This is a genomic window from Cupriavidus necator A5-1, assembly GCF_000744095.1.
Lineage (GTDB): Bacteria > Pseudomonadota > Gammaproteobacteria > Burkholderiales > Burkholderiaceae > Cupriavidus > Cupriavidus necator_A.
Genome location: NZ_JQLI01000001.1, coordinates 2915298 through 2942249, shown reverse-complemented (window position 1 = coordinate 2942249; position 26952 = coordinate 2915298). Strand labels below are relative to the sequence as shown.

Below are 26952 nucleotides of genomic sequence, written 5' to 3'. Positions count from 1 at the left end.
TCACCCAAGATCGCTTTCCCCAAATTATTCCGACCGCCTTGATCAAAATGGCAGGTCCCCACATTCTGGAGCAGGAATGGCAACGTTCCAATCACCTCGCAGTATTCTTGTTTTAACCGCGGTCGCATCGGCTTGTGTGCTGACGGCATGCGGCGGAGACGGCGGCACCAGCGCTGTCACCAGCACGGCCCCGGGCCAGGGCACGCAGTCCATTGCCGGCGTCGTCGCGACCAGCGGCTTCGTCCCCGGCAGCGCGACCGAGCCCACGCTGAAGCCCGGGTACTATCAGGGCGCCCTGGTCTGCGCTGACGCCAATGAGAACGGCAAGTGTGACAACGCGGAGAATCCGGCTACCACCGACGCGCATGGCGCCTTCAAGCTGAACGTCAGCGGCCCCACTTCGTTGATCGCCGATATTGGTACCTCGGCCGTGAACACGGGGACGGGCGCGGCCGTCACCAGCCGGATGGTGCTGCGCGCCTCGCTGGATCAGGTGAATGAACAGATCGGCGGGGGTGTCGTGATCAGCCCGTTGTCGAGCGAGGTGGAGCGCCTCGTCGAGGCGAACGACACGAGCTATGCTGTTGAGAAGGCCAACCTGGCCCAGCGCCTCGGCGTCAGCATCGATGCGGTGCTGGCGGACATCGGCTCGGCGTCGGGGACGGCGCAGTCGGCGCTGCTGACTGAAGCCAACCAGCTCGTCAACCGCTTTACGTACGCGACGAAGAAGTTCGATCGGGGTGATCTCTATCCGGATGCGCTGGCCGTTGCGGGCGGCGACCCCGAACTGACCGGAATGGGCAATGTGACGGCAGCCACGGCAACGACCGCGGACACGCGCAAGCCGATCACGTTCCTGCAGGCGCAACAGGCCGCCTTCAACCTCGAGGGCATCCCGCGTTACGACAGCATCTTCATAGTGATGCTGGAAAACAAAGGCACGCGGACGATCCTCAATTCGCCAAACGCGCCGCACATCAATGCATTCCTGACGTCCGGAAACCGGTTCACCAGCTACTTCGCGACCGGCAACCCGAGCGAGCCGAACTACACGGCGCTCGGCGGCGCCGATGACTGGGGCATCACGGACGACAACCAGTGGAACTGCAACGCGACCGGCGCGAACGCACCGCAGGACACGCCAATGCCGGACAACACGCAGCCAGGCCTCGCCAAGTCGCCGTTCAATGCCACCTGCACCTCGACGCCGAACGTGAACCACAACATCGTCGGCCACCCGAACCTGTTCAACGCGATCGCGGCTGCCGGCATGACGTGGCGCACCTATAGCGAATCGATGAACCCGGGCCAGGACTTCCGCACCGACAGCGTCGCGGACAGCGCGGTCACCGCGCCCGACAATGTCTATCCCCCCGGCACGCTCAACGGCAACACCGCGCAGATCGGCAGTTCGACGGCTGTGCTGCCGATGCCGGCGGGCTTGTACAAGACCAAGCACCATCCGGGCATGGCGTACCAGAACGTGCGCAGCGCACCGGAGTGGAAGTACAGCAACCGCACGCTCGGCGGTGGGCAGTGGGACGCTGCGCTGAAGAACAGCACCGACTACACGATCCCGAGCAACTATGTGATCGACCAGCTCGGTGCAGACCTGCAAAGCGGCAACGTCGGCAACCTGAACTTCGTGATACCAGACCAGTGCGACGACATGCACGGCATCACGGTGAAGACAGCTGACGGCGCGGTCACGGCGAGCGACTGCAGCGGCAGCGCGATCATTACCCGTGGCGACAACTACGTGCAGAAGCTCGTGACCAGGATCCAGGCGTCGCCGCTTTGGGAAAACCGCCAGAAGAAGGTCGCCATCGTGCTGATGTTCGACGAAGGCACGGCAACCTCCGGTTTCAATTCATGCTGTGGCTGGAATCCTTCAAACGGGACGCTGGCCAAGCCGTTGACGCCGAATGCGGACGGCACCTTCTCGGTCGATTCGTCGATTACCAACTACACGCTTGGCAATCGCGGCCACGGCGAGTCGGTCTATGCCGTGTTGACCAACCAGCCGGACGCGCCCAAGGGCATTGCCGACAGCGACGCCTACAGTCACTTTTCCTTCGTGCGCACGCTGCAGGACATGTTCCAGATCGCCGATCCGCAGGTCGATGGCTCGTACATGAACCGCTCGAAGTACACCGAGAAGTTCATTGCGCGGAACATCCTGAACTTGCCGGAGTACGCGGGTAGCGCCGATACGCATTTCGACTCCGTCCGTCCGATGAACCATGCGTACGCGATCCCGGCGACCTATACCGCCAAGCAGTCTTCCGACGTGACCACGACCGCGCAAGTAGGCCCGGACAGCAATCAGACCAACGTCTGGGCGATCAAGTAAGGCGCAGCGCCCCCGCGGATGCGGCACGGCGGCAGTAACTGCCGTGCCACAGGATCGGCCCGTGGGGAAGCGGCGGCGGCAGGCAGAGCCAGCCGCCGCCGTTATTCGTGTTCCAGCACTCCACCTTCGCAAGAGGAAATCACCATGCGCAAGCTCTTGGCTGTTGCCATGTGCATGCTTTCGCTGACACTGGCCGCCTGCGGCGGCGGCGATGCGGGCAGCGCATCAGCCGGTAGCAACGACCCGACGACCGCCTCTGGCGGTTCCGGAAGCGGCCGCCCGGACTCGCCGGCACTGAGCCTTGCAGCCCAGCTTGGCAAAAAACTTTTTTTCGACCGTACGTTGTCGGGTTCCGGCAAGATGTCGTGCGCGACGTGTCACGACCCGAACTACGCATACGGCCCGCCTAACAGTCTCGCCGTCCAGCTCGGCGGACCCGGCCTGACGTCGCCCGGAGTGCGCGCGGCACCGTCGTTGCGTTACAAGGACAACACGCCACCGTACTCCGATCTGCTTGACAATCCGGATGGCATCAGCGTGCCCGGGCCGGGCGGCGGCTTGACGTGGGATGGCCGTGCGGCCACGCTCGCCGACCAGGCAAAGCTGCCTCTGCTCGATCCCGTCGAGATGGACAATGCTTCTCCCGCCGACGTGGTCACGAAGGTGAAGGCGGCCTCGTACGCGCCGCTCTATCTGCAGGCGTATGGCGACAATGGCTTCAGCGACACGAACACCGCGTTCAGCAACATCGTCGCTGCGCTGCAGGCGTATCAGTTGGAGGACCCGAGTTTCCACCCATACAGTAGCAAGTTCGACTTGTGGGCAGGCAACAAGACCGGTGGGCAACTGACGGCTGCCGAGCTGCGTGGCCTTGCCGTGTTCACCGACGCGAACCGGGGCAACTGTGCCTCGTGCCACTACCAGGGTGTGGGTTTCAACGGCAGCAGCGCACTGTTCACCGATTTCTCGTATGAGGCGATCGGCGTTCCGCGCAACCTGGAGATTCCGGCGAACGCCTCGGCGACCTATTTCGACATGGGTGTCTGCGGTCCGCTCCGGACCGACCACCTGCCTGCCTCCCCCGGCGCGCCCAATGCGTTCTGCGGCATGTTCAAGGCGCCGACGGTGCGTAATTCGGCGACGCGCCAGGCGTTCTTCCACAACGGTGTGATCCATTCGCTGACGCAGCTGGTACGCTTCTACAACACGCGAGACACCAATCCGGAACTCTGGTATCCGACCATCGGCGGTTCCCCGAAAGCCGTGCCAGATGCCAGCTTCCCGACCTATGGGCTGATCACGACCCAGTACGTCGGCGGCACCGTCCAGAAATACAACGACCTGCCAGCAGCCTACGTCGGCAACATCGACCCGCAGATGCCGCTCGACGGGCGCGCCCCCGGTTCGCCGACGCCAATGTCCGAACAGGACGTCCAGGACCTCGTGTGCTTTCTCGGCACGCTGACCGACGGGTACAAGCCGCCGGCCAACCCACCGGCCAGTGGCGCCTGTGTGAATTGACGCAATCCTCGGCGCCTCGCTGGCAACGCACAGGCCCGCACTCCGGGCGGGGCGGCGTGGTGCCGCTCCTGCAATCCCGATCAACTGAATGGACCCTCTTCATGATGCACTGCTTGACCAGGAAACAGAACATGGCGCGCGCGCTGTGCATGCTGGGCTTTGCCGCGGCACTGGCCGGATGCAACAAGGCGAAGCCAGCTGAGCATGCGGCAAAGGCCGATCATGCAACCTTTGCCGCCGCACTGAACAGCTATCTCTCGCACAAGGGCAACCTGTGCCTGGCGAAGTACGACTGGCCGGTAAACGTCGAGTACAAGGATGGCCCGATCACCGAGCGCGACGCGGTACAAATGCCAGTGCTCGAAAAGCTCGGCGTGGTCACCGCGAAGGACGCGATGGTCGAGGTCAAGAACGGGGACGGCACGGTGCAGAAGAAGGTGCGGCAGTACTCTCTCTCGTCGGAGGGCTCGAAATTCTATCTGCGCCAGCCGGTCCAGGTTCCCACCCCCGACGGCGGGAAGGTCACTCATCCGGGCGACTTATGCGTGGCGAAGCTGACGCTCGACAAGGTGATCGGCTGGGAACCGCCGCAAACGTTCGATGGTAAGACCCAGACGGCGGTGATGTTCACCTACAAGCTCGATGCCGCGCCGTGGATGCGAATGCCGGAAGCACTGCGCGCATTCCCGATGGCCGCGCGCGTGATCGAGGGGGCCGGGACGATGCAGTTGCGCGAAGGCTTCCGCCTGACGACGGATGGCTGGGTCCCGAACGACGATCTCAGCTGAGCAGAGACTGCCCGCCATGTCAGAGACCATGCTCGCCATCATCAACTTCCCTTCCGCGCTGCGCGACTGGATCACGCAGGGGCTGCAGCGCGGCGGCGCGCCCGACAAAATGGTGCAGGTCTTGGCCTCGCAGGGCTACGATCCGCTGGTCGCGCGCGAGCTGGTGACTGCCTTCGAGCGCGCGTACCGCGAGGGCGCGCCCTTGCCGCGGGACAGCATCACGGTGTCCCGCGGCAAGCCGGCGGCTCCCGGCGTGCGCCTGGCGCGACTGGGAGGCACGCTGCTCGGCGCCGCCGATCGCGAGGTGCGCGTGCTGTCGCGCATGGACAAGCCGGCGGTCGCGGTGCTCGAAGGCGTGCTGAGCCATGACGAATGCGACGCGCTGGTCGCGATGGCGCAGCCGCGGCTGGCACCCTCAACTACCGTCGATCCTTCGACGGGTTTTACGGTGGTTAGCGACGAGCGCACCAGCCACGGCATGTTCTTCCGGCCGCAGGAAAACGCGCTGGTGGCGCGCCTCGACCAGCGCATCTCCGCGCTGATGCGGTTGCCGGTGGAGAACGGCGAAGGCTTGCAGGTGCTGCGCTATGGCGTGGGTGCGCAAAGCACGCCGCACTACGATTTCCTGATGCCGACCAACGCGGCCAACCAGGCTTCGCTGGCGCGCAGCGGGCAACGGGTCAGCACGCTGGTCGTGTATCTCAACGATGTCGACGCCGGCGGCGAGACCACGTTTCCCGAGATCGGCTTCGCGGTTTCGCCGCGCAAGGGCAATGCGGTGTATTTTGAGTACTGCGATGCGGCCGGCCAACTCGACGGCAGGACACTGCACGCGGGGGCGCCAGTGCAGGCCGGCGAGAAATGGGTCGTCACTAAATGGATGCGGCAGCGGCGCTTCGTGCCCGCCGGCGGAAAGGATCGTGTGTCCAGTTAGTGGCCGAGATAGAGCGCACTTGCAGGATGGCGATCAACAAGCTCAGCGCAAGCATGATCGAACAACGGCAGCAGTGCCTTGGTCGCCTTGTCCGCTTCTTTGATGGCCCCTGCCTGCTCGCGCAGGCACAGGCCGACGCCCGGTGCTGTCCGGCCCGTTTTCAACGTCTTCGGGATGCCCGCAAATCGGTGGTATGCTTTCGCGCACGCCACGCGTCTCGCTCTGCCGCCCGCCAAAGCGATGCCCATTTCGATGTCAGTCCGATGCGCCGCTCGACGCCCTTGCCAGGCCCTTCTTCAGCTCCCCAAGCAGACTCCGGCTTTCCGGGCTCTCCGCCAGCGGCACAGGAGCGCCAGGGCAGCGCGGCAATAACCGGCGAATCGTCCCGTTCGCAACGTGCTTACTTCAGCCTGCGGGACGACATCTTTGCGTTCCGGCTGTTGCCTGGCGACCGCTTTTCCGAGAACGATGTCGCGGAGCGGTTCGGCATCTCCCGCACGCCGGTACGTGAGGCGCTGCTGCGCTTGCAGTCCGAAGGACTGGTGCGCGGGCACTTCCGCAACGGCTGGGAGGTGGTGCCGATCGACCTGGCGCGCTTCGAGGCACTTTATGACCTGCGCACCCAGTTGGAAACCCATGCCGCCTTGCGGCTGTGCCAGCAGCCGGCCTTGCCGCGGGTGGACCGCTCGTGCCTGGCGTTGCTGGCAGCCACCTGGCAAGTCCCGCCTGCCGAACGCCTGACCGACGGCAACCAGGTTGCCGACCTGGACGAGGCGTTCCACCGGACCATCGTCTGTGCTGCGGGCAACCCGGAGGCAGCCGCGGTGCATCAACAGGTGACGGACCGCATCCGGATCATCCGGCGGCTCGATTTCGCCTACGGCGAGCGCATCGCCCTCACGTATGAGGAGCACGCTAATATCCTGGCTGCGCTGGTGGCATGTGACGGCGCGCGCGCGGTCGAGTTGTTGACCGGCCATATCGAAGAAGGGCGCGTCGAGGTCAGCCGCCTGACCACCGAACGGCTGGAACAAGCCCGCACCAACCTCGAGCGCCCGCTCTCCACCGACGCACCGCCGCGTCGCAGGCGCTTCGGGTAAGCCCTGATATGGTGCCGTCGGCGCCATAATCTTTCCCACTTCCGTTACCTTCCCCAGCCGGGGACAATTCCCCGCCATCGCCAGCAACGCCTTGACCGGCGCGGCATTGGCTGCCGCCATACCTGTGGCGAGGCATGGCGTGGCACAGGCCTTGCTTTTTGTTCCGTGAATTTTATGTATACATAATTTACGGGGCACATTGTGATAGTTCATCGGAACCCGATACGCGGCAGCCGTGGCATGGCGGTGGCGCCGCACGCCCTGGCTTCCCAGAGTGCGCTGGCGATCCTGCGCGAAGGCGGAAACGCCGTCGAAGCCATGATCGCGGCGGCCGCCACGATCGCGGTTGCCTATCCCCATATGAACAGCATCGGTGGCGACAGCTTCTGGCTGATCGCGCGGCCGAACGAGGCGCCCCGGGGCCTGGAAGCGTGCGGCGCGGCCGCAGGGGCTGCCAGCATCGAGCGCTACCGTGAAGCGGGCCTCGCGACGATCCCGTTCCGAGGGGGGATGGCAGCCAACACCGTGGCCGGTACGGTGTCAGGCTGGCATGCCGCACGCACCTGGTCGCGCGAGGCGCTGGGCGGGCGCATGCCGCTGTCGCGGCTGCTTGCCGACGCCATCGGCTATGCCCGCCACGGCGTTCCGGTCACGCATAGCCAGGCGGCCTGCGTTGCAGCGAGGGCCCATGAGCTCTCTGGAATAACCGGGTTTGCCGAGACCTTCCTGGCGGGCGGCGTGCCGCCGCTTGCCGGTGCGCGTTTTTGCCAGCCGCGTCTGGCTGCCACGCTGGAGCAACTGGCGGAAGCGGGGCTGGACGATTTCTACCGGGGCGACCTTTCCCGCAGCATTGCGCAGGAACTGGCCGCCGTCGGCAGTCCGCTCAGCCTGCAGGACCTCGCCGAACACCGCGCGGTATGGAAGGCGCCGCTGGTGCTGGCGCACTCGCGCGGCCGCGTCTATAACATGCCACCGCCCACCCAGGGGCTGGTATCGCTGCAGATCCTGGGCCAACTTGACCGCCTGCTCGATCTGCTGCCAGCCAGTGCCATGGCATCGACCGGCGCGCCCTACGTCCATGCCTGCGTCGAGGCAACCAAGCAGGCCTTTCTGGCCCGCGACCGCCATATCACCGATCCCGCGTACATGGACGTGGATCCACGCGAGCTGCTTGCGCCGGCCTGGCTCGATGCCGCCGCCGCGCGGGTCCGGCCCGGCCAGGCGTTGCCGTGGGGGGAGGGCATGGGCCCGGCGGATACGGTCTGGATGGGTGTGATCGACGCCGAGGGCGTGGCGGTCAGCTTTATCCAGAGCATCTATCACGAGTTCGGCAGCGGCGTCGTGCTGCCTGCCTCCGGCATCAACTGGCAGAACCGCGGCTGCAGCTTCTCTCTGGACCCCGCCGCGCGCAACCCGCTGATGCCGGGGCGCAAACCGTTCCACACGCTGAACCCGGCCCTGGCGCGCCTGGCCGACGGCCGCACGCTGGTCTACGGAAACATGGGCGGCGACGGCCAGCCCCAATCGCAGAGCGCGGTGTTCTCGCGCATCGTGCATTTCGGTATGAACCCGCAGGCCGCGATCGACGCACCCCGCTGGCTGCTGGGCCGCACCTGGGGCCAGACCAGCGACACCCTCAAGCTCGAGTCGCGCTTTCCGCAGGCGACCTGCGATGCCTTGCGCGCGCTCGGCCACGAGATCGAGCTCTTGCAGCCGTACGACGAAACCATGGGCCATGCCGGCGCCATCGTGCTGCACCCCAACGGGCTCTATGAAGGTGGCTTCGATCCCCGCAGCGACGGCGCCGTGGCCGCCTGGTAATCCGCGCCGGAATGCCGCTTGCCAATGCGCCTCGGGCGGCAGATCCCGGTCTTCTACGCAGTTCCCGTTGTCCGATCCCCCGAAGCTGGTTTGAAGGAGTAGTCCGATGAATACCGTTGCAGAGAACGCATCAGCAGGTACCGCCGTAGCCTTGCCGGCGGCCCGCGAGCGCTGGATACAGCTCGCGCTTGGCATGCTGTGCATGATGGCGATTTCCAGCCCGCAGTATGTCTGGACGCTGTTCACGAAACCGCTTGCCGCCAAGCTGGGGGTTCCACTGTCTGAGTTGCAGGTCACGTTCTCGCTGCTGATCGTGCTGCAGACCTTTTTTTCGCCGTTCCAGGGGGCGCTGATCGAACGCTTCGGGCCACGCCGGCTGATTGCGCTTGGCACGGTGCTGTCGGGTTTGAGCTGGGTGCTGGCGGCGCAGGTGCAGGGTGTCGGCCTGCTGTACCTGAGCTATGGCGTGGTGGGTGGACTGGGCACGGGCATTGTCTATGTCGGGGTGGTCGGGCAGATGGTGCGCTGGTTCCCCGATCGGCGCGGGCTTGCCGTCGGCATGGTCGCCGCGGGATACGGCATGGGCGCCATTGTCACCACCTTCCCGATCGCATCGGCCCTGGCCGGCAAGGGACTGGAAACCACCTTGTGGCAGTTCGGGCTGCTGTTCGCCGTGATCGGGTTCTTCGCTTCCCAGGGACTGCGTTCGCCGCATGGCGCGGTGGTGCCGGTACACCTTGCAACCCACGCCCCGGCGAAGGCCGTCCCCGATGTGCCGACACGCCAGATGCTGCGCACGCCGCTGTTCTGGCTGCTCTTCGCCATGATGACGATGATGTCCACGTCCGGGCTGATGGTGACCTCGCAGATGGCCACGTTCGCCAAGGACTTCGGCGTCGCTGGCGTGACCGTGCTGGGCATGGCCGCGCTGCCGCTCGCGCTGACGCTCGACCGGTTCACCAATGGCCTGACGCGCCCATTGTTCGGCTGGGTATCCGACCGCTGGGGCCGCGAGAACACCATGTGCTTCGCCTTCGCGCTGGAGGGCGTGGCGATGGCGCTGTGGCTGCTGACCCGCGAGAATGCGGTGCTGTTCGTGCTGCTGTCCGGCGTCGTGTTCCTCGGCTGGGGCGAGATCTTCTCGCTCTTTCCCTCCACGCTGACCGATACGTTCGGCACGCGCTATGCCACGACTAATTACGGCTGGCTCTACATCTCCCAGGGCATCGGTTCGATCCTGGGCGGGCCGCTCGCTGCCCTGATGCACGAAAGGCTCGGCAGTTGGATGCCGGTATTCGGTGTCGCCATTACCCTTGACGTTGCGACAGCACTACTGGCGATCGCTGTTCTCAAGCCGGCACGGCGACGTTATCTCAGATAACAGCTGGCTGGCGACCCTGATTTCTCTGTCATAACGATCAAAAATTTTCGCCGTACAAGTCTCGATTGGTGGACTGTATATTATTTGTTCAGAACAATATAACCTTATCTATGCGCTCAAATAGACATTATTTTTCGATACGATGCGCGGCAAGTGCGATGACGTTGCTGTCTGGAATCCTGCCATTCACAGCATATTCTTCCGAAAAATCCTTCAACATAATGGAGTCCTCCGTCGCTGACATTCATCAAGCGATGAAGAACAGACGTTTGAGCTGCCATGAGCTGGTCAAGCAATATCTGGACCGGATTCAGGCGTATGACAAGCAGGGTCCGGCATTGAATGCCATGCTATACATAAATCTAGATGCGCTTGCCCAGGCGGATGAAATGGATCGCGAATTCCGCCGCAGCGGAAAATTGAAACCACTCCAGTGCATTCCAACGGTGCTGAAGGATAATTACAATACTGCCGACATGCCGACGACCGCAGGCTCGGCTTCGCTGGCTGGTTCGCGGCCCACCGAAGACGCATTCGTCGTGGGCCGGCTAAAGAGAAGTGGTGCCGTGATTCTCGGCAAGACCAATCTTCAGGAATTCGCGCTGGGCGGGGTTACGGTCAGTTCGTTGGGCGGGCAGACGAAGAATCCCTACGACCTCAAGTTGACACCGGGCGGATCGAGCGGCGGCACCGGGGCGGCACTGGCTGCCAATTTCGCCACCATCGGAACCGGCTCGGATACGGCAAATTCGCTGCGTTCCCCGGCTTCCAACAATAGCCTCGTGTCTATTCGGCCTACGCTTGGATTGGTCAGCCGCTCGGGTATTGTGCCGGTTTCCTTCACGCAGGACGAGGCAGGGCCGATCACGCGTTCGGTGGCTGATGCCGCCCGCATGCTGGACGTCATGGCGGGGTACGATCAAACGGATCCGGTGACCGCAATGAGTTGGGGCCATATCCCCGGGACCTATACGGCCTACCTGGATAAAAACGGGCTAAAAGGCGTGCGGATCGGTGTGATGCAATCCCTGTTCGGGACAGGGCCGGATCATGAGGAAGTCAATCGCGTCATGGCGCATGCGATTGATATTCTGAAGAAAAATGGAGCGGTCGTTGTACCAATCTCGACTCCCGAACTGGATACCGACAAGCTGAACAGCCAACTTGATGTTCAGAAATACGAATACAAGAGCGTCATGAACCGGTACCTGGCGGCGGTCGGAAACAATGCTCCCGCACATTCTCTGGACGACATCGTCGCCAGCGGGAAAACGCATCCGAGCCTGAGTAAATTCCTGCAGTCCGCCAAAGGCATCGAGAATGGCCTGAATGAGCCTGATTACAAGGACCGGCTGGTAAAGATCGACGCGCTCAAGATCCGGGTGGTGAACGTGATGGCGGAGAACCACCTCGATGCCATGATCTATCCGCATCAGAAGCGCCTGCCCGTGCCGATTGGAGAGTATGACCAAAGAGAACGCAACGGCATTCTGGCTTCACTGACCGGATTCCCGGCCGTTGTGGTTCCTGCCGGATTCTCTTCTCCCACCGAGGAGGCCCCGCGCGGCGTGCCTGTCGGCCTGGAGTTTCTCGGTCGCCCGTGGAGCGAACCTCAACTCATCCGATACGCGTATGGTTTCGAGCAGGCGGCCCTCGCGCGCAAGATGCCTGCTTCCACCCCGGGGCTTAGCGCGCAACGACTAAGAACCCATTTTTAAAGCGATGGCCCGCTCTGCTGCGCGGCCTGTCCCATGCCAACGGTGCTTGCTCCCCGATCCGAAGCCCTTGAAGCTGGACTGGATAAACGAAACCATCATGCCGTTGTGATCTGCGGTGGACAGGTAGAGCCACTTCGTTCGGATGGCCATTACGCAGATTGAAGCCCCAGCCGCGCCTTCGAGATACTGTCGCTCAAACGCTATTGAGCTTCCCGAGCCCATGCCCATGCCTGTGCCCGGCGTTCGCGAAGAAACGACTATAAAGGGGAACGGCAGCGCCGAGATGACCGATAACCCATTGGTGCGAGCTCGCAGCGATTGGCCTCGCTGCTGGGTGAGCCCGTTATTGAGCCTGGTCCGGGAATCGTCGGCGACAGTGGTGAGCGCAGCGATGCGCATCCCGTTTGAGAGATCGAGTCGAAATCGACGCTTCCCATGGCGCTGCCGTTCACTGACGATCTTGGAGCAAGCCATGGCCATGCGCAAGCGAGAAGACGAGGTATTTCCCAACGCGGCGGGGATCGATGTCGGCGCATCGAGCCACTGGGTCGCCGTGCCCCGCCATGCGACTGACGACCCGGTGCGCGAATTCGGCGCGATGACTGACGACCTCAACGCCATGGCCGACTGGCTGATTGCATGTGGCGTCGACACGGTGGCGCTGGAATCCACCGGGGTGTACTGGATCCCGGTGTACGAAGTGCTGGAGCAGCGCGGGCTGAAGGTCTGGCTGGTCGATGCACGGCAGATGAAGTACATGCCCGGACGCAAGAGCGACGTGCAGGACTGCCAATGGCTGCAAAGGCTGATGAGCCTGGGGTTGCTGCGCGCGGCCTGGCGCCCCGACAGCGAGGTGTGTGTGGTGCGCGCAGTGGCCCGCCAGCGCGAAGTGCTGCTCACCGAGCAGGCCAGTTGGGTGCAGCGCATACAAAAGGCACTGGTGCAGATGAACATCCAGCTCACCGAGGTGCTCACCGATGTGATGGGTATGACCGGACAGGCCATCATCCGCGCCATCGTGGCCGGCGAGCGCGATCCAAAGGTACTGGCGCGCCACCGTCACAGCCGCGTCAAGGCCAGCGCCGAGGAAGTCACCCGGGCGCTGACGGGTAACTGGCGCGAAGAGCATCTGTTTGTACTCGCCCAGGCGCTGGCCATGTACGACCACATTGCACGGCATCTGGCCGAGTGCGAGACGAAGCTGCAGGCCTTGCTGGGCAAGTTGGGCCAGTGCCAGATCGACTTGGGCAAAGTCCCCCGAGCCGGCAGCAAGCTGCGTGCCGAATTCGATGTCCGCCAGGTCATGACCAACTGGGCGGGCGTGGACCTCACGCGCATCAATGGACTGGGCGCGACTGCCGTGCTGAAGATCCTCTCGGAGATCGGCACGGACCTCAGCCGCTTCGCCAATGTCAAGCATTTCTGTTCGTGGCTAGGCCTGTGCCCCGGCACCAAGATCAGCGGCGGCAAGGTGCTGGCCTCGGGCACCAAGCGCTCGGCGAACCGGGCGCGCCAGGCATTGAAGATGGCCGCCATGAGTCTGTCGCACAGCGACTCGGCGCTCGGCGCGTTCTATCGCCGGCTGTGCGCCCGCATGGACAAACCGCGCGCGAATACCGCTGTCGCCCATAAACTCGCGCGGATGGTGTACTTCATGCTCACGCGTGGCGAAGCCTTCGTCGACCAGGGCCAGCAGCACTATGAGGAGCAGCAGCGCCAGCGCAATATTGCCGCCCTCAAACGCCGTGCCGCGGCCCTCGGGTTTCAGGTCAATCCGATAGAGGTGGCCGCATGAACACAGCCACCTTCACTTCTGTTTCTTGAGAGCTTGAAGTGCAGAGCCTTGCGGCCGGGTCCCCGATGCATGTCCGCTGCATTCAGTTCAGGTGCACGTTTGCGGCTTCTACGACTTTGCCCCACTTTGCTACGTCGTTTTGCATCATTGCCGCCAGCTGCTTCGATGTGCCACCCTCCAAGATGACGCCCTGACTTGCCAACCGCGCAACCAAGTCCGGAGATGCAACGGCCTTTTGCACCTGCGCGTTGAGCAGCTCCACGATCTCCTTGGGTGTGCCGGCCGGCGCAAGTAGCGCGAACCAGTTCTTGACTTCGAATCCGGGCAGCCCGGCTTCGGTCAGCGTCGGGATATCCGGACTCGCGGGCAAGCGCTCGGTCCCGACAACCCCCAGTGCTTTGAGCTTGCCGGTTTTCACCAGCGGCATGGACGACGGAACGCTGTCGAAGAACACCGAGACATTGCCGGCAAGCAGATCGGGCATGACGTTATTGCTGCCCTTATAAGGGACATGCAGTATGTCGACACCCGTGGACATCTTGAACATTTCCAGTTCAAGGTGCGACAGCGTGCCGTTTCCCTGCGAAGCGGCGCTTAACTGGCCGGGCCTGGCTTTGGCCAGCGCGACCAGTTCCTTAACCGAATTCGCCGGGACCGAAGGGTTCACGACCAGCATATGGGGTACATGGCCTACCAGCGATATCGGCGTGAAACTCTTCAGGATATCGAAGCTGAGTTTGCTGTAGAGGTTAGATGCGATGGCAAGCGAACCGGACGCCAGTAGCAGAGTGTAGCCATCGTGCGCCGCCTTGGCGACGAGGTCTGCGCCAATGGTGCTGCCTGCACCAGGCCGGTTCTCCACCGTCACTGGCTTGCCGAGTCCTTCGGACAACTTCTGGGCAATCGCTCTGCCCAAGACATCCGTTGCACCGGCCGGCGGAAATGGCACCACCAGTCTGATCGGCCTGGATGGATATGCCTGCGCCAGCGCAGTACCAGCACTGAAAGCCAGTACGCAAATGGATAGCGCCAAGGCTGCCCGACGTACAACTACTTTCTTCATCGGACGCTCCCGAAAGCTCAAACTCCACTGAGGCTGCAACCAGTTTGCAGCGGCGGTCTATGACGCAACGTCCGTGCCAGATCCTCTGCGGCTATGCACCCTCATAGAGCGCCGACCACGCTCCCTTCACTGGCGCCGGTGCGATCGGCCACTTCACTGACCGACAAATGGACCATCTCCTCGGGATGGCTGGCGATGCAGTCCACCATACGCTGCCCGGAAGACCCATGCGTGTGTACTGGCTGGTCTCACCAGCCATGGAAGCGCTCCCAGGCTGCCAACTGGCCATCGCCGGAAAGCGCCCGATACTCGGGGAACTGCGCGCCGGTCGCACACGCATGGTTGGTAGTGTGCATGGCGAACCGAAGGCGAGTGGGGGAGCGGTCAGCTCAGCAGGCGGATGTGCGGCGTCCACTCTGTCATGGCGTCCAGCGGGACGACTGGGCGGGGCAGCCGCCGGAAGTCGAAGCGCGACAAGACGGGCGAGGTCAGGCCCGGGGCGTCGACGCTGAAGATCTGTTCGGGGGCGAAGAACTCGTCGAAGGCAGCGCGGAAATGGCCGCGCGATTTCACCACCACCGTGCGTGCCGCTGCGATATCGATGCCGAACATCTCAAGGAACATGGGCTCGTGGCATTGATGGCGGTTGGTGATCACCACGACCTGCACGCCTCCCACTCGCAGCAGGACCGACGGGCCCAGGTTAAAGCTGCATCCGGCCAGTTGCCCCCGGCGTCCAACGCCTTGCAGACCTGGCAGCGTCTGCCGGCGGCTGGGGTAATACATCACCATGGGCGGCCCGGCGACCGCCCATTTCGGCAGCACCACTTCGAGCCGGCCGGCCGCGATCTCGTCGGCAACGCGGCGCTCGAGGCAATACGCGAGCCCGACACCGTTCAGCGCGGCATCGACAAACGTGTCGGATTCGTTCGCACTCATCGATCCAGGCACGTCGAGTTCGAGTGTCTGCCGGCCATTGCCAAGCGCCCACCGATACAGCGAGTTGTCGCCGATGCGCATCCGGATGCACGAGGGGCGCATCAGGTCGTCCGGCTTCCTCGGCCGTCCGTGCCGTGCCAGGTATGCGGGCTTCAATGACTCGTTGAATTCAGCTCAACGATATATGAGCTAGATTGTACGCGTCCCGGGCGGCGGTAAAGCGCAGCCCGACGCTTGCAGCTAAGCACCTATTTGGAGTGATTGAGCATGAATGTCGAAACCACACGTATTGAAGGCATCCCTGTCCCGGTATCGCGCATTGCGCTGGGCACCTGGGCGATAGGCGGCTGGATGTGGGGCGGAACTGACGACAACGCCTCCGTGGCGACGATTCGCAGTGCGCTCGATCATGGCATCAACCTGATCGACACCGCACCGGTATATGGCTTCGGCCATTCAGAGGAAGTGGTTGGCAAGGCGCTGACCGGCATGCGCGAACATGCGGTGATCGCGACCAAGGTCGCGCTCGAATGGGGCGATGGCGGCGTGCGGCGCAACGCCACACCCGCGCGCATCCGGCAGGAAATAGAGGATTCATTGCGCCGCTTGCGCACCGATTACATCGACCTGTACCAAGTGCACTGGCCGGACACGCTGGTGCCGTTCGAAGACACCGCGGCTGAGCTGGAGAAACTTCGCGCCGAAGGCAAGATCCTCGCCATCGGCGTCAGCAATTACTCGCCAAGGCAGATGGACGCAGTCTCGACGGCCACGAAGCTCGCGGCAGTCCAGCCCCCGTACAACCTGTTCGAGCGCGCGATCGAAGCTGACGTACTGCCGTATGCGCGCAAGCATGAGCTTGCCGTGCTGGCTTACGGTGCGCTCTGCCGTGGCCTGCTGTCCGGGCGGATGAACGCGTCCACCTCGTTCGACGGCGATGACCTGCGCAATTCGGACCCCAAGTTCCGGCAGCCCCGTTTCGCACAGTACCTGGCGGCCGTCGATGCGCTCGCAGGTCTTGCTCGCGAGCGCCATGGCAAATCGGTGCTGGCGCTGGCGATCCGCTGGATCCTCGACCAGGGACCGACGATTGCGCTGTGGGGCGCGCGCCGCCCCGACCAGCTACGCGGCATCGGCGACGCATTCGGATGGAAGCTGAGCGCACAGGACATGGCCGACATCGATGCGTTGCTCGCACAACATGTGACCGATGCGGTCGGTCCGGAATTCATGGCGCCGTCGCTGCGGTAGCACGGCCGTTCAATTTCAATATCAGGAGATTCATCATGCAGATCGGATTTATCGGCCTTGGCGCAATGGGTGCTGCCATGGCCATGAACCTTTTCGAATCAGGGTTCAAGGTGCAAGTCTTCAACCGCAATCCCGCACGTACCGAACCCCTGCGCAAGGCGGGGGCCACGGTCGCGGCAAGTCCCGCGCAGGCTGCGGATCAGTCCGACGTCGTCTTTTCGATGGTGGCCGATGACACGGCACTCGTTGCGGTCACGCTTGGCGAGACGGGGATCCTCGCCGGCCTCAAGCCGGGCGCGCTGCATATCTCGCTCAGCACGATCGGCGTGGATACGGCGCAGGATCTCACCGTCCGGCACCGTGTGGCCGGTTCTGGCTTTGTCTCGGCGACTGTGTTCGGCCGGCCCGACGCCGCCGCCGCGCGCAAGCTCTTCATCATGGCCGCAGGCGCTGACGAGCATCTGAAAGTCGCGGTGCCACTGCTGGAACACCTTGGGCAGTCCGTCGGTATCGTCGGCGCAGACCCTTCGCAGGCCAACCTCGTGAAGCTGATCGGCAATTTCATGCTGTCGGTGATCATCGAGACGCTGGGCGAAGCCTGCGCAGTGGCGGGCAAGGCAGGGATCGACCCGGAGCACCTGGTCGGGCTGCTGACGAACGCGAACTTCAACGCGCCGCCGTACAAGATCTATGGCCCGATGATCGCCTCGCAGCGCTTCCAGCCGGCGGGCTTTGCGCTGCCGCTGGGCCAGAAGGACAATCGGCTGATGCTGGCGGCTGCCGAGGCGCTCGGTGTTCCGCTGCCGCTTGCCAGCCTGGTTCGCGATCGCTTTCTCGCCGTGCGCGCACAAGGCATCGGGGCCGAACATGACTGGTCAGCCATGGCGCTTTGCGCGTTGAGCGAAGCCGGGGTGCGCGCGCAGCCAGCGGAGAAGCCCTGACATCGTGCCGGCCGGTACCTGGTCCGCGTGCCGCCGATTACCGATGATGGGTATCGGCGCGCGCGTCCCCTTTCTCGTTCCCAAGATCCACGATCGCCGCAAACGCCTGCTCCAGGTCGGCCAGCAAGTCACCAACCCCCTCCAGACCGATATGCAGCCGGATCATCTGCCCGTGCCCAGACCAGTCAGTGACGCTGCGCGCGCGGCGCATATCGGCCAGCACCGCCAGGCTTTCGAAGCCGCCCCACGAGGCGCCGATGCCGAACAACTGCAGGCTGTCGACGAAGCGCTCCGCCGCCACCGGTGCCGTGCTCCGCAGCGTGAACGAAAGCAGGCCGTTGGTGCCATGGCAGTCGCGCAGCCACAGCGCGTGGTTGGGATCGTCCGGCAGTGCCGGGCAGAACACGCGCGCGACTTCGGGCCGGGCGCGCAGCCAGCTTGCCGCGGCGATGGCGCTTTCCTGGTGTTGCGCGAGCCGTGCGCCAAGGGAGCGGATGCCGCGTTGCACGAGGTAGGCGTCGTCTGGGCTCACCGTCATGCCGAAGGCATCGGCCGTAGCGGAAAGCTCGGCCCACGCGCCTTCGGTGGTACACACCGTGCCCATCATCACGTCGGAATGGCCGCTCAGGTACTTGGTCGCGGCCATCAGTGAGATGTCCGCACCCAGTTCCAGCGGCCGGTACAGCAGTCCCGAGCCCCAGGTGTTGTCGGCGGCGACCAGCGCGCCGTGCGCATGCGCCAGCGCCGCGACGGCGGGCAGGTCACACATTTCATAGGCCAGCGAGCCCGGCGCCTCGACATAGACCAGTCGCGTCTCTGGCCGCAGCTGCGCCGCAAGGTCCGAGCCGTCGGCCGCGTAGAAGTCGGTGGCGATGCCATGCTGCCGCAGGAAGCCGCTGGCCAGGTTGCGCACCGGCTCGTAGACGCAGTCAGGCAGCAGCACGTGCTGGCCGGGACGCACATAGGCCAGGATCACCATCGCCGCGGCACAGAGTCCCGTAGGGAACAGGCGCGTACGGTAACCGCCTTCGAGCAGCGTCACCATGTCTTCCAGCGCGAAGTTGGTCGGGTTGCCGCGCGCGCCGTAGGTGAAGAGGCGGTCATGGTCGCGGCGGGCGCGCATTTCGCGTTGCTGCGCCACGGACTCGAACAGCACGGTGCTGGCGCGCACGACAGGCGGATTGACTGGCTGGCCGCCGGGCACGTTGGACATGCGGCCGGCGTGCGCCAGCCGGGTGGGGAGCGAATGCGTCATGGCTGGCGTGTCCCGGTAGCTCAGTCGACGTGGGCGCCGGACAGCCTCACGATTTGCGACCACCGCGCGATGTCCTGCTTCAGCTGCTGGGCAAAGGCCTCGGGGCTGCTGGCGATGACATCGCTGCCGCCGTCGTTGATCAGCTTCACGACCTCGGGCATCTGCAGCACCTGCACCATGGCGCGGTTCAGCAGCGCCACGCGTTCCGGCGCGGTGCCGGCGGGCACGAAGAAGCCATACCAGTCCTCGAAGCGCGCATTGCGGTAGCCGAGTTCTTCCAGCGTGGGCACCTTGGCAAACACACCCAGCCGGCGCGGGCTGGTCACCGCCAGCACGCGCATGCGGCCGGCCTGGACAAAGCCCGCCACGGACGAGGTCGACGTGACCAGCACGTCGACCTGGCCGCCGAGCAAGTCATTGATCGCCGGCCCGGCGCCCTTGTACGGCACGTGCTGCAGCGACACGCCGCTGTCCTTGTCGAGCACCACGCCCACCAGGTGCGACAACGTACCGTTGCCGGGCGTGGCGTAGGTGATCTTCTGCGGCTGGGCCCTGGCCTGCGTGGCGAGTTCGGCAAAGGTCTTCCACGGCGCATCGGCGGCGACGACGATGGCCAGCGGCGCGGCATTGATCTGCGTGACCGGCACGAACTGCCTGACGGGGTCGAAGCCCGGCGCGCGGTACAGCGTCGGGTTGACCGCCATCACCGATACCTGCGAGGTCAGCACCGTGTAGCCGTCGGCCTTGGCCTCGGCCACATAGCGCGTGCCGATATTGCCGCCGGCGCCGCCGCGGTTGTCCGTCACCGCGCTCTGTCCGAGCACCTGCGACAGCCGCGTGGCAACGATGCGCGTGACCGCGTCGTTGCCGCCCCCGGCCGGGAACGGCGAGACGATCCGCAACGGCTGCGACGGAAAGCCGCCCACCGGCGCCACCGGCTGTTGCGCGGAAGCCGCCGGGCCGGCGCCGAGCAGGGTAAGCGAGAGCAATGCGGACAGGAACTGCGGAATGCGTGACATGGGGGCGACCTCGTTCTTGTATGGGACAGGGGAGAAGGAACCAATCAGGCGGCGGGCGGGAAGCGGAACGTCGCCAGCTCCTGGGCATCGAGCTGGCCGACCAGGTTGGTTTCCCAGGCCAGGTATTGCCGTGCCGCCGCCTTGTTGCCGTCATGGCGGTCGTGCACGAAGAAAAGGAAGTCGATGCAGCGCGCGTCGGGCAGCGCGTGCGCGCCCTCGGCAAGCGGATAGCCGGCGCGCTGCCAGGCCGCGAGGCCGCCGCGCAAACGGCGGACGTCGGCAAAGCCCAGCGCGCGCAGGTCGGCAAGGGCGAGTTCGGCAGGATCGTCGGCGTCGGCGGCGCCGATCAGCACGACGGTGGTGTCGTGCGGCACCCCGGCCAGGTCTTGTGCCAGGCGTGGGCGGATCGACCAGCGGCTGCCGGCGATATGGCCGGCCCGGTAGGCCATGCTGCCGCGCAGGTCCAGCGCCAGCATCGAGCGGTTCTGCAGCCCGGCGGCCAGCGCGGCGGCTTCGACGGCGGGCGGCGCGACGACCTCCTCCTGCGGCCCGTAAATGGCTGCAATGCCCGCGTCCAGGCCGGCCCGCAGGCCGCCTTCCAGCACGACCGCGTCATGGCCCATCTGCCGCAGCCAGCTCGCGACGACCGGGGCACGTACGCCATCGGCATCGAACAGCACCAGGCGCGCGCGCCGCACACCCACGTACTGGTCCGTCGCCTGCATCAGCTGGCCGCCGGGGGTGTGCTGGGCACCGGGCAGGGTGGCGGCCGCGAATTCCCCGGCGGTACGGACATCGCACAGGAAGGTCGTGCGTGCCGGATCGGCCAGCCAGGCCGCGGCCTGTGCCGGCGCGATATGCGGAACCGCAAAACGCTGCGCCAGCGCCCGGGCGGCAGCGCGCGCGTCATCGAGCCCGCTCGGGGTGGCGTGGTCCGGATAGCGCGCCGTGCCGCCATGCTCCAGCCTGAAATCGTTCAGGTACCAGCCCTGCGTACCGTTCTCCAGCGCATAGACCGGATTCGCCACGCCGAAGTTGATCAGCGACTGCGCACCGATGATGCTGCGCGTGCGGCCCGCGCAGTTGATGACAATGGGCGTCTCGGCATCGGGCACCAGGTCGCGCAGCCGGTAGGCCAGTTCGCCGTTGGGGCAGCAGATCGCGCCCGGGATGTTCATCTTGTGGAATTCGGAGGCAGGCCGGCCATCGAGCACCACCGGCACGCGCGTGCCGGCGCGGCCGGCCTGCATCGCGGCAAGCTGGTCGGCCGACACGCGCGGCGTGCCGTAGTGGTGCTCGGCCAGTTCGCCGAAGGTCTTGGACGGGACGTTGACGCCGGCAAACAGCGTGTAGCCCGCCGCGCGCCAGGCGGGCATGCCGCCGTCGAGCACGAACAGGCGGGTATAGCCGAGGCGGGCCAGCGCCCGGGCGGCGGCCGGCGCCACGCCGTCGCCGTCGTCGGCCAGCACGATGCGCACATCGGTGCGCGGGGCAAGCCGGCCGACATCGAGTTCGAGCCGGCTGTAGGGCAGGGGCACCGCGTAGAAGGGGTGGCCTTCGCCGTACTGGCCGTGCTCGCGCACGTCGAACAGGGCGATTTCGTCGGCATCGTGCAGCCAGCCCTTGAGCGTGACGGCATCGACGGTGGTGAAGGAAGGCGTCGGCATGGAATTCCGGGCAAAAGGGGGCCGTCCTTCCCGCGCGGGGAAGGGAACCGGCTTGCATGTCGGGGAGGGCGGCGGGAATGGAGAAGCGCCGCCCGGATCAGCTCAGGTCAGCGGCGCGTCTGCACGCCCACGCTCATGACCTGGCAACGCCCGGTTTCCAGGTCGAACGACAGGCGCTCGGTCAGCGTTTCCAGCGAGCGGCCATACATGTGCAGGTGGCGGATGACGTCCTCGCCACGGATCTCCACGGAATGGATGTCGTCCGGCAGCAGCGCGATGCCATGGCGCGGCCCGACTTCCACCGTGTGCGAGAAAGCCAGGGTGCCCACGCCGGGCTGGCTGCCGTCGTCGGTACGCACATAGACGTCGTTGAACTCGATGCCGCTCACGCCCGCCACGCAGGCCCAGGTCGTATGGTTGTGCGGCGGAATGCGCTTGCCCGGGCGCATCACGTTCAGGTACAGCGCGTAGGTCTGGCCGGCGTCCTCGGCGATCAGGTAGCGCGCCTGGCGCTCGCCCGGCTCCGGCGGCGGGTAGTCGGCCTCGTTCCACAGTTCGGTGCGGGCCGCCAGGTCCTCGACCCGGGTCAGGACCTCGGCCAGGGCGTCGCGCGTGACACCGCTCCTGGCTACGATTTCCCTAATGGATTCGATGGCGTCTCCTACGGCTGCCTGGCGTTGTTGTGCGATGGACATAGCGGGGTCGATCCTTGCAATCTCTGTTTTTGAGGGGTAGAACGATGTTTCTTGTTTCACTGTAATGAACACCTGCCCTGAAAACCACTTAATGCCTGACGAAAACCCATTAGCAGCTCTAATGAATGCGTAACCTCGACCTTGACCTGCTCCGCACCCTGGTGGCCATCGCCGACCACGAGACCTTCGGCGCCGCCGCCGGGAACGTGCAGCGCACCCAGTCGGCGGTCACGCAGCAGATGCAGCGGCTCGAGGAGCAGCTCGGCCTGACGCTGTTCGAGAAGCACGGCCGCGGCAAGCAGCTGACCCGCCACGGCAAGAAGCTGGTCGAATACGCGCGCCAACTGCTTACCCTTAACGACGAAGCGCTGCGCGTGCTGCGCGAAGGCGACCTGACCGGTTCGGTGCGGATCGGTGCACCGCACGACGTGGCCGACACCATCCTGCCGGTGCTGCTGTCGCATATCGCCCGCACCTCGCCGGCGCTGCGACTGGAAATCCACGTGGGCCGCAGCCCCTTCCTGATGGAGTCGCTGCGCCGCGGCGAGATCGACCTGACCGTTTCCACGCGCGAGGACACTTCGCTTGACGGCATTGCGCTGCGCACCACGCCCACCATCTGGGTTTGCGCGGCGGACTTTGTCTATGAGCGCGGCACGCCGGTGCCGCTGATCCTGGCCGACGAGCCGAGCCTGTTCCGCAAGCTGTCGCTGGACGCGCTGACGCAGGCCGGGGTGCCGTGGCGCATCGCCTACCTCGCGCCCAGCCTGATCGGCATCAAGGCCGCGCTGCGCGGCGGACTCGGTGTTACGGCGCGCAGCATCGACCTGCTGGCCCCGGATATGCGCATCCTGGGCGAGAGCGACGGACTGCCGCGCCTGCCGGACGTGACGTATTACCTGTGGGCGCGGCCCAATGCGGTCAATCCGGTGGCGCGGCATGTGTTTTCGATGCTCAAGACGGCGTTGCAGCGGGGGCTGGTCAGTGCCTGAGTGGGTGTTGTGGTCAGGTTGGAAGGCGAGATCGTAGGCCGGCATGCGCGGCAGGGGAACGAAGAAGATTGCGCATCGATATGTGCGTCGCGATGGCGGCGATGGGGTAAGGATTTCCCTATTTTCCGTTCAGGAAACCCTTGATTTAAGGGAGTGATTTTGAGGCCATGTGGGGTAGTGGGATGCGATGATATGCTGCACCCGCAATAACGTCAGCCAAGCAACCGTGGGTCAAGATACCGACGAGCCGCAAGTGCGGCGCACCATCCTGATCGTGGACGATGTGCCCGCCAATATCGCCATCGTTGCGCAGCACCTCGAGGCGCAGGGGATGTGCGTGCTCGTCGCGCAGGATGGTGAAGAAGCGCTGGAGCGCGCCGGTTTTTCCCAGCCCGATCTGATCCTGCTTGACGTCAAGATGCCGCGCATGGACGGGCTCGAGACCTGCCGGCGCCTGAAGGCGATGGCGCAAACGCGGGATATCCCCGTGATCTTCATGACGGCGCTGTCGGCCACCGCCGACATGATGGACGCCTTCGCGGCGGGCGGCGTCGACTATGTGATCAAGCCATTCCAGCTGGCCGAGGTCATGGCGCGCGTCAATACGCACCTGTCGCTGCGGATCATGCACCGCCGGCTCGCACAGCAGAACGCCAGCCTGCAGGAAGAGATCGCCATCCGACGTGCGGCGCAGCAGGAGGCGATGCGCGCGCGCGACGAACTCGAATACCGGGTCATACAGCGCACCCAGGCGCTGGCGCGGGCCAACGCAAGCCTGACGCAGGAGATCTCCGAGCGCTGCCGCGCGGAGGCGGCGCTCTCGGCCAGCGAAGCCCGCTTCCGCTCGATCGTCGAATCCAGTCCGGTACCGCTCGTGATCACCGCGATCGACGAAGGCCGGATCCTGTTCTGCAACCAGCCGTTCCGTGACCTCTTCGGGCTGACCGAGGCGCAGGCAACCGGGTTTGACATCCGGGAATGCTATGCCAATGCCGAAGCCCGGCGGGCGGCCGTACAGGAATTGCGTCGCGATGGCCGGATCACGGGGCTGGAGATCGAGGCGCGCCATCGCGATGGCACCGCGTTCTGGGTCGTCGTCACGACGAGCCTGATCACATTTGGCGAGACCGCGGCCGCCTGCGTCGGCCTGTACGACATCACCGCCCGCAAGCGTGCCGAACTGAAGGTGGTCGCCAGCGAGGCAAGCCTGGCGAATGCGCAGCGCCTGGCGCGGCTGGGCGACTGGGAGTGGAGCGCCGCGGACGGCGCGGTGCGACTGTCCAGGGAGATGTGTCGGATCCTGGGCGTCGACGAATGCCGGGTCCGGTCGCTGCGCGCACTCTTGCGTCATGTGCACGTGGAGGACCGGCGCACGATCCTGGCCACGCTCAGCCAGCTGATGAAAGCGCCGGGAAGCGCCAGCATTGACGTGCGTCTCAGGTATCGGGGCGTGTGCGATCATATCGTGCAGTGGCAGGCCGAGCAGCGCAGCGACGCGGCAGGCCATTGCATCGGCCTGGTCGGCACGCTCCAGGACATTACCGAGCGCAAGCGCATCGAGCAGGAGCTGCTGGCCTCGCGCGAGCAGCTCAGGGAACTGTCCGGCCACCTGGAGGCCGCGCGGGAGGAGGAGCGCAAGCGCATCGCGCTGGAAATCCATGACGAGCTGGGCCAGCTGCTCACCGCGCTGAAGATGGATGTGTCGCTGCTGCGCATGAAAATCGCCGGCAACCATGCCGCCGAGCAGAAGGCCGACGAGATGCGCGAGCTGGTCGAGCGGACCATCAGCATGGTCCGCCATGTGGCCAGCCACCTGCGCCCGGCTGCGCTGAACTACGGCATCGTGTCGGCGCTGGAATGGCTCACCGAAGACTTCGGGCGCCGCCGTCACGCGCATTGCCGGCTGACCGTCGACGGGCCCGAGCCGCAGCTGGACGATGCGGTGGCGACCGCCGCGTTCCGCATCGTGCAGGAGTCGCTGACCAATGCCGCCCGCCATGCGCGCGCCGCGCGGGTAACGGTGTCACTGAGCAACCGGCCCGACGGGCTGCTGCTGTGCGTCAGCGATGACGGGCAGGGCTTTGAAGTGGCGGCCGCGCTGCAGGGCGATTCCTACGGCCTGCTCGGCATGCGCGAGCGCGCCCGCATGATCGGCGGCAGCCTGAATATCGACAGCCAGCGCTGCAACGGCACCACCGTTTCCATTCATATCCCCCGCCAAGTGAGTGCAGCATGATTCGAGTTCTGATTGCGGACGACCATGCCATCGTCCGCAGTGGCCTGAAGCAGATCGTGGCCACCACCACCGATGTGGTGGTCGCGGCCGAGGCCGCGGACGGTGGCGCGGTGCTCGAGCAATTGCGCGCCGGCGAGTTCGACCTGCTGCTGCTCGACATGACCATGCCGGGCATCAGCGGCATCGACCTGATCCGCCGCGTGCGGGCCGAGTGGCCCGATCTTGCCATCCTGATCCTGAGCATGCACAACGAAGCACAGGTCGCCTCGCGGGCGCTGCGTGCCGGGGCATGGGGCTATGTGACCAAGGACAGCGACCCGGAGATCCTGCTAGGGGCGATCCGCAAGCTGGCCGCGGGCGGCAAGTTCATCGACCCTGCGCTGGTCGACGCCATGGTCTTTCACCAGCGCGGTGAAGACGCTCCGGCGCACGAGGTGCTCTCGGACCGGGAATTCCAGGTGCTGCAACGGCTCGCCGCCGGCCAGACTGTCAACGAAATTGCGGAGTCGTTTTCGCTGAGCGCCAAGACCATCAGCACCCACAAGATGCGGTTGATGCAGAAGCTGGGCCTGCAGAACAACGCCGACCTGATCCGCTATGCGATCAAGCACGGCTTCACGCAGGAGTAGGCGGCGCCACCCAGCCGGCCGGTGTCAGGATTTTCCTACGATTGATTCAGGGAGTGCTGAACGTGCTTTCATCGTCCGCTGAATGCGGTGGCCGCTCCCGCGGCATACGATGGAATCACGGAAGCTGCAACGTCGGCCGGTAGTGCCGGGGCGGCCCGCAAGTGGAGGCAAGTGGAGCAAGCATGGGAGCAGACAAGTCATTGCGGTCGATGGTGGATAAATGGCTGGGACCAGCCGTGGCGAATCCACCGCGAGTCGCCTCGGTGGGGCGGCTGCGAGAGTGCGGCAGTCGATTCGTATGCGTGGAATCCGACCGCGTCACAGGCACGCTATCGATCGTATTTTTCAGGCATGGCGACGGGGCCTGGTATGTCTTTCCGCCAGTGACGAGCAGGGCGGGGCCGGCCGCTTATGGTGCGTGAGGCAAGGCGCGAGAGGCAGGGCGCGTGACGCAACCGCGCCCCGGGCACGGCATCGCCGACCAGCGCGCCGGATGCATGATCCGGCGTTTTTTCAGGGGACTGGCTTGTTTGACGACCAAGACGGGTACGGCGCCGACAGTGGCGCGGGCCCGGAGGGTGCGGCCACGGCACCCTTCGACATCTACGCCTGGGCTGCAGCCCTGCATGAATACGCACTGAGATCCGGCCTGGTATCCAGTGCCTACGTGCCGGACTACCTCACGCTGGAACGACTGCGGATATATTTCCGCTCAGGCCTGACGCCCAGCGAGGCGGCGCGGGCGTGTTTCCTGCCCTGCTAGCCTGCAGTTCATTCACCCTCGCGGGTGCCGATAAGAGAAAGGGGAGAGAGGGAGAGAGGGGGACGGCTGGCTACCCCGCGGTTCGGGCTAG

General features: G+C 65.1%; 21 protein-coding genes. 15 read left to right on the top strand and 6 right to left on the bottom strand.

The features are described from left to right. Positions 1–76 precede the first annotated feature (76 nt). The 9 genes from K307_RS13050 to K307_RS13000 all read left to right on the top strand — a co-directional run bounded on the left by K307_RS13050 (position 77) and on the right by K307_RS13000 (position 13411). Positions 77–2353: an alkaline phosphatase family protein gene (locus K307_RS13050; protein WP_042878728.1), complete on the top strand. Its 2277-nt coding sequence runs from the start codon at positions 77–79 to the stop codon at positions 2351–2353. Between the two features lie 144 nt (positions 2354–2497). Then, complete coding sequence (locus K307_RS13045) at positions 2498–3874, top strand: cytochrome-c peroxidase (RefSeq protein WP_042878726.1); 1377 nt, start codon at positions 2498–2500, stop codon at positions 3872–3874. Between the two features lie 131 nt (positions 3875–4005). Continuing rightward, positions 4006–4662, top strand: a complete 657-nt coding sequence (locus tag K307_RS13040) for a hypothetical protein (RefSeq protein WP_080745014.1) — start codon at positions 4006–4008, stop codon at positions 4660–4662. 16 nt (positions 4663–4678) lie between these two features. Continuing rightward, positions 4679–5596, top strand: a complete 918-nt coding sequence (locus tag K307_RS13035; RefSeq protein WP_230625649.1) for a 2OG-Fe(II) oxygenase — start codon at positions 4679–4681, stop codon at positions 5594–5596. Positions 5597–5622: 26 nt separating this feature from the next. After that, positions 5623–6696: a GntR family transcriptional regulator gene (locus tag K307_RS13025; RefSeq protein WP_329955855.1), complete on the top strand. Its 1074-nt coding sequence runs from the start codon at positions 5623–5625 to the stop codon at positions 6694–6696. A gap of 240 nt (positions 6697–6936) precedes the next feature. Continuing rightward, the gene (locus tag K307_RS13020; RefSeq protein WP_042878720.1) at positions 6937–8517 is read left to right on the top strand and encodes a gamma-glutamyltransferase family protein; all 1581 of its coding nucleotides are present in this window, start codon (positions 6937–6939) and stop codon (positions 8515–8517) included. Between the two features lie 106 nt (positions 8518–8623). Continuing rightward, positions 8624–9898 carry an oxalate/formate MFS antiporter gene (gene oxlT / locus K307_RS13015; protein ID WP_042878719.1) on the top strand — a complete coding sequence of 425 codons (1275 nt, stop codon included), beginning with the start codon at positions 8624–8626 and terminating at the stop codon, positions 9896–9898. Positions 9899–10056: 158 nt separating this feature from the next. Beyond that, positions 10057–11616 carry an amidase family protein gene (locus tag K307_RS13010; RefSeq protein WP_051974855.1) on the top strand — a complete coding sequence of 520 codons (1560 nt, stop codon included), beginning with the start codon at positions 10057–10059 and terminating at the stop codon, positions 11614–11616. Between the two features lie 472 nt (positions 11617–12088). Next, complete coding sequence (locus K307_RS13000) at positions 12089–13411, top strand: IS110 family transposase (protein ID WP_042878714.1); 1323 nt, start codon at positions 12089–12091, stop codon at positions 13409–13411. Positions 13412–13493: 82 nt separating this feature from the next. Here K307_RS13000 and K307_RS12995 read toward each other — a convergent pair whose 3' ends face one another. Both K307_RS12995 and K307_RS49420 read right to left on the bottom strand, forming a co-directional pair. Then, positions 13494–14474: a Bug family tripartite tricarboxylate transporter substrate binding protein gene (locus K307_RS12995; protein ID WP_051974854.1), complete on the bottom strand. Its 981-nt coding sequence runs from the start codon at positions 14472–14474 to the stop codon at positions 13494–13496. Between the two features lie 384 nt (positions 14475–14858). Further along, a complete protein-coding gene (locus K307_RS49420; protein ID WP_268989194.1) occupies positions 14859–15569 on the bottom strand; it encodes an MlrC C-terminal domain-containing protein in 711 nt (236 codons plus the stop codon). A 111-nt stretch (positions 15570–15680) separates the two neighbouring features. On the opposite strand from K307_RS49420, the gene K307_RS12985 reads away from it, so the two are divergent. Both K307_RS12985 and K307_RS12980 read left to right on the top strand, forming a co-directional pair. Beyond that, on the top strand, positions 15681–16664 hold the full coding sequence (locus K307_RS12985) for an aldo/keto reductase (RefSeq protein ID WP_042878711.1): 984 nt from the start codon (positions 15681–15683) through the stop codon (positions 16662–16664). Between the two features lie 35 nt (positions 16665–16699). Continuing rightward, complete coding sequence (locus tag K307_RS12980) at positions 16700–17605, top strand: NAD(P)-dependent oxidoreductase (protein WP_042878710.1); 906 nt, start codon at positions 16700–16702, stop codon at positions 17603–17605. 37 nt (positions 17606–17642) lie between these two features. Here K307_RS12980 and metC read toward each other — a convergent pair whose 3' ends face one another. The 4 genes from metC to K307_RS12960 all read right to left on the bottom strand — a co-directional run bounded on the left by metC (position 17643) and on the right by K307_RS12960 (position 22241). Then, entirely contained in the window at positions 17643–18860 is a 1218-nt protein-coding gene (gene metC, locus K307_RS12975) for a cystathionine beta-lyase (RefSeq protein ID WP_051974852.1), read from the bottom strand. 20 nt (positions 18861–18880) lie between these two features. Next, complete coding sequence (locus tag K307_RS12970; protein ID WP_051974851.1) at positions 18881–19879, bottom strand: Bug family tripartite tricarboxylate transporter substrate binding protein; 999 nt, start codon at positions 19877–19879, stop codon at positions 18881–18883. Positions 19880–19923: 44 nt separating this feature from the next. Further along, a complete protein-coding gene (locus K307_RS12965) occupies positions 19924–21546 on the bottom strand; it encodes a rhodanese-like domain-containing protein (protein ID WP_042878709.1) in 1623 nt (540 codons plus the stop codon). Between the two features lie 107 nt (positions 21547–21653). Beyond that, complete coding sequence (locus K307_RS12960) at positions 21654–22241, bottom strand: hypothetical protein (protein WP_042878708.1); 588 nt, start codon at positions 22239–22241, stop codon at positions 21654–21656. Positions 22242–22366: 125 nt separating this feature from the next. On the opposite strand from K307_RS12960, the gene K307_RS12955 reads away from it, so the two are divergent. The 4 genes from K307_RS12955 to K307_RS12940 all read left to right on the top strand — a co-directional run bounded on the left by K307_RS12955 (position 22367) and on the right by K307_RS12940 (position 26861). Next, on the top strand, positions 22367–23233 hold the full coding sequence (locus K307_RS12955; RefSeq protein WP_042878707.1) for a LysR substrate-binding domain-containing protein: 867 nt from the start codon (positions 22367–22369) through the stop codon (positions 23231–23233). A gap of 226 nt (positions 23234–23459) precedes the next feature. Further along, the gene (locus K307_RS12950; protein WP_051974850.1) at positions 23460–25469 is read left to right on the top strand and encodes a response regulator; all 2010 of its coding nucleotides are present in this window, start codon (positions 23460–23462) and stop codon (positions 25467–25469) included. Further along, positions 25466–26098, top strand: a complete 633-nt coding sequence (locus K307_RS12945; RefSeq protein WP_042878705.1) for a response regulator — start codon at positions 25466–25468, stop codon at positions 26096–26098. Before K307_RS12950 ends, K307_RS12945 begins: the two co-directional genes overlap by 4 nt. Positions 26099–26624: 526 nt before the next feature. Then, positions 26625–26861 (top strand): hypothetical protein, encoded by a 237-nt coding sequence (locus tag K307_RS12940; protein ID WP_155301139.1) that lies wholly within the window; start codon positions 26625–26627, stop codon positions 26859–26861. Positions 26862–26952 lie beyond the last annotated feature (91 nt).

Coding starts and splice junctions, on each gene's coding strand:
- K307_RS13050 (WP_042878728.1), top strand. CDS start 77: ATGGCAACGTTCCAATCACCTCGCAGTATTCTTGTTTTAACCGCGGTC.
- K307_RS13045 (WP_042878726.1), top strand. CDS start 2,498: ATGCGCAAGCTCTTGGCTGTTGCCATGTGCATGCTTTCGCTGACACTG.
- K307_RS13040 (WP_080745014.1), top strand. CDS start 4,006: ATGGCGCGCGCGCTGTGCATGCTGGGCTTTGCCGCGGCACTGGCCGGA.
- K307_RS13035 (WP_230625649.1), top strand. CDS start 4,679: ATGTCAGAGACCATGCTCGCCATCATCAACTTCCCTTCCGCGCTGCGC.
- K307_RS13025 (WP_329955855.1), top strand. CDS start 5,623: ATGGCGATCAACAAGCTCAGCGCAAGCATGATCGAACAACGGCAGCAG.
- K307_RS13020 (WP_042878720.1), top strand. CDS start 6,937: ATGGCGGTGGCGCCGCACGCCCTGGCTTCCCAGAGTGCGCTGGCGATC.
- oxlT (WP_042878719.1), top strand. CDS start 8,624: ATGAATACCGTTGCAGAGAACGCATCAGCAGGTACCGCCGTAGCCTTG.
- K307_RS13010 (WP_051974855.1), top strand. CDS start 10,057: ATGACGTTGCTGTCTGGAATCCTGCCATTCACAGCATATTCTTCCGAA.
- K307_RS13000 (WP_042878714.1), top strand. CDS start 12,089: ATGGCCATGCGCAAGCGAGAAGACGAGGTATTTCCCAACGCGGCGGGG.
- K307_RS12995 (WP_051974854.1), bottom strand. CDS start 14,474: ATGAAGAAAGTAGTTGTACGTCGGGCAGCCTTGGCGCTATCCATTTGC.
- K307_RS12985 (WP_042878711.1), top strand. CDS start 15,681: ATGAATGTCGAAACCACACGTATTGAAGGCATCCCTGTCCCGGTATCG.
- K307_RS12980 (WP_042878710.1), top strand. CDS start 16,700: ATGCAGATCGGATTTATCGGCCTTGGCGCAATGGGTGCTGCCATGGCC.
- metC (WP_051974852.1), bottom strand. CDS start 18,860: ATGACGCATTCGCTCCCCACCCGGCTGGCGCACGCCGGCCGCATGTCC.
- K307_RS12970 (WP_051974851.1), bottom strand. CDS start 19,879: ATGTCACGCATTCCGCAGTTCCTGTCCGCATTGCTCTCGCTTACCCTG.
- K307_RS12965 (WP_042878709.1), bottom strand. CDS start 21,546: ATGCCGACGCCTTCCTTCACCACCGTCGATGCCGTCACGCTCAAGGGC.
- K307_RS12960 (WP_042878708.1), bottom strand. CDS start 22,241: ATGTCCATCGCACAACAACGCCAGGCAGCCGTAGGAGACGCCATCGAA.
- K307_RS12955 (WP_042878707.1), top strand. CDS start 22,367: ATGCGTAACCTCGACCTTGACCTGCTCCGCACCCTGGTGGCCATCGCC.
- K307_RS12945 (WP_042878705.1), top strand. CDS start 25,466: ATGATTCGAGTTCTGATTGCGGACGACCATGCCATCGTCCGCAGTGGC.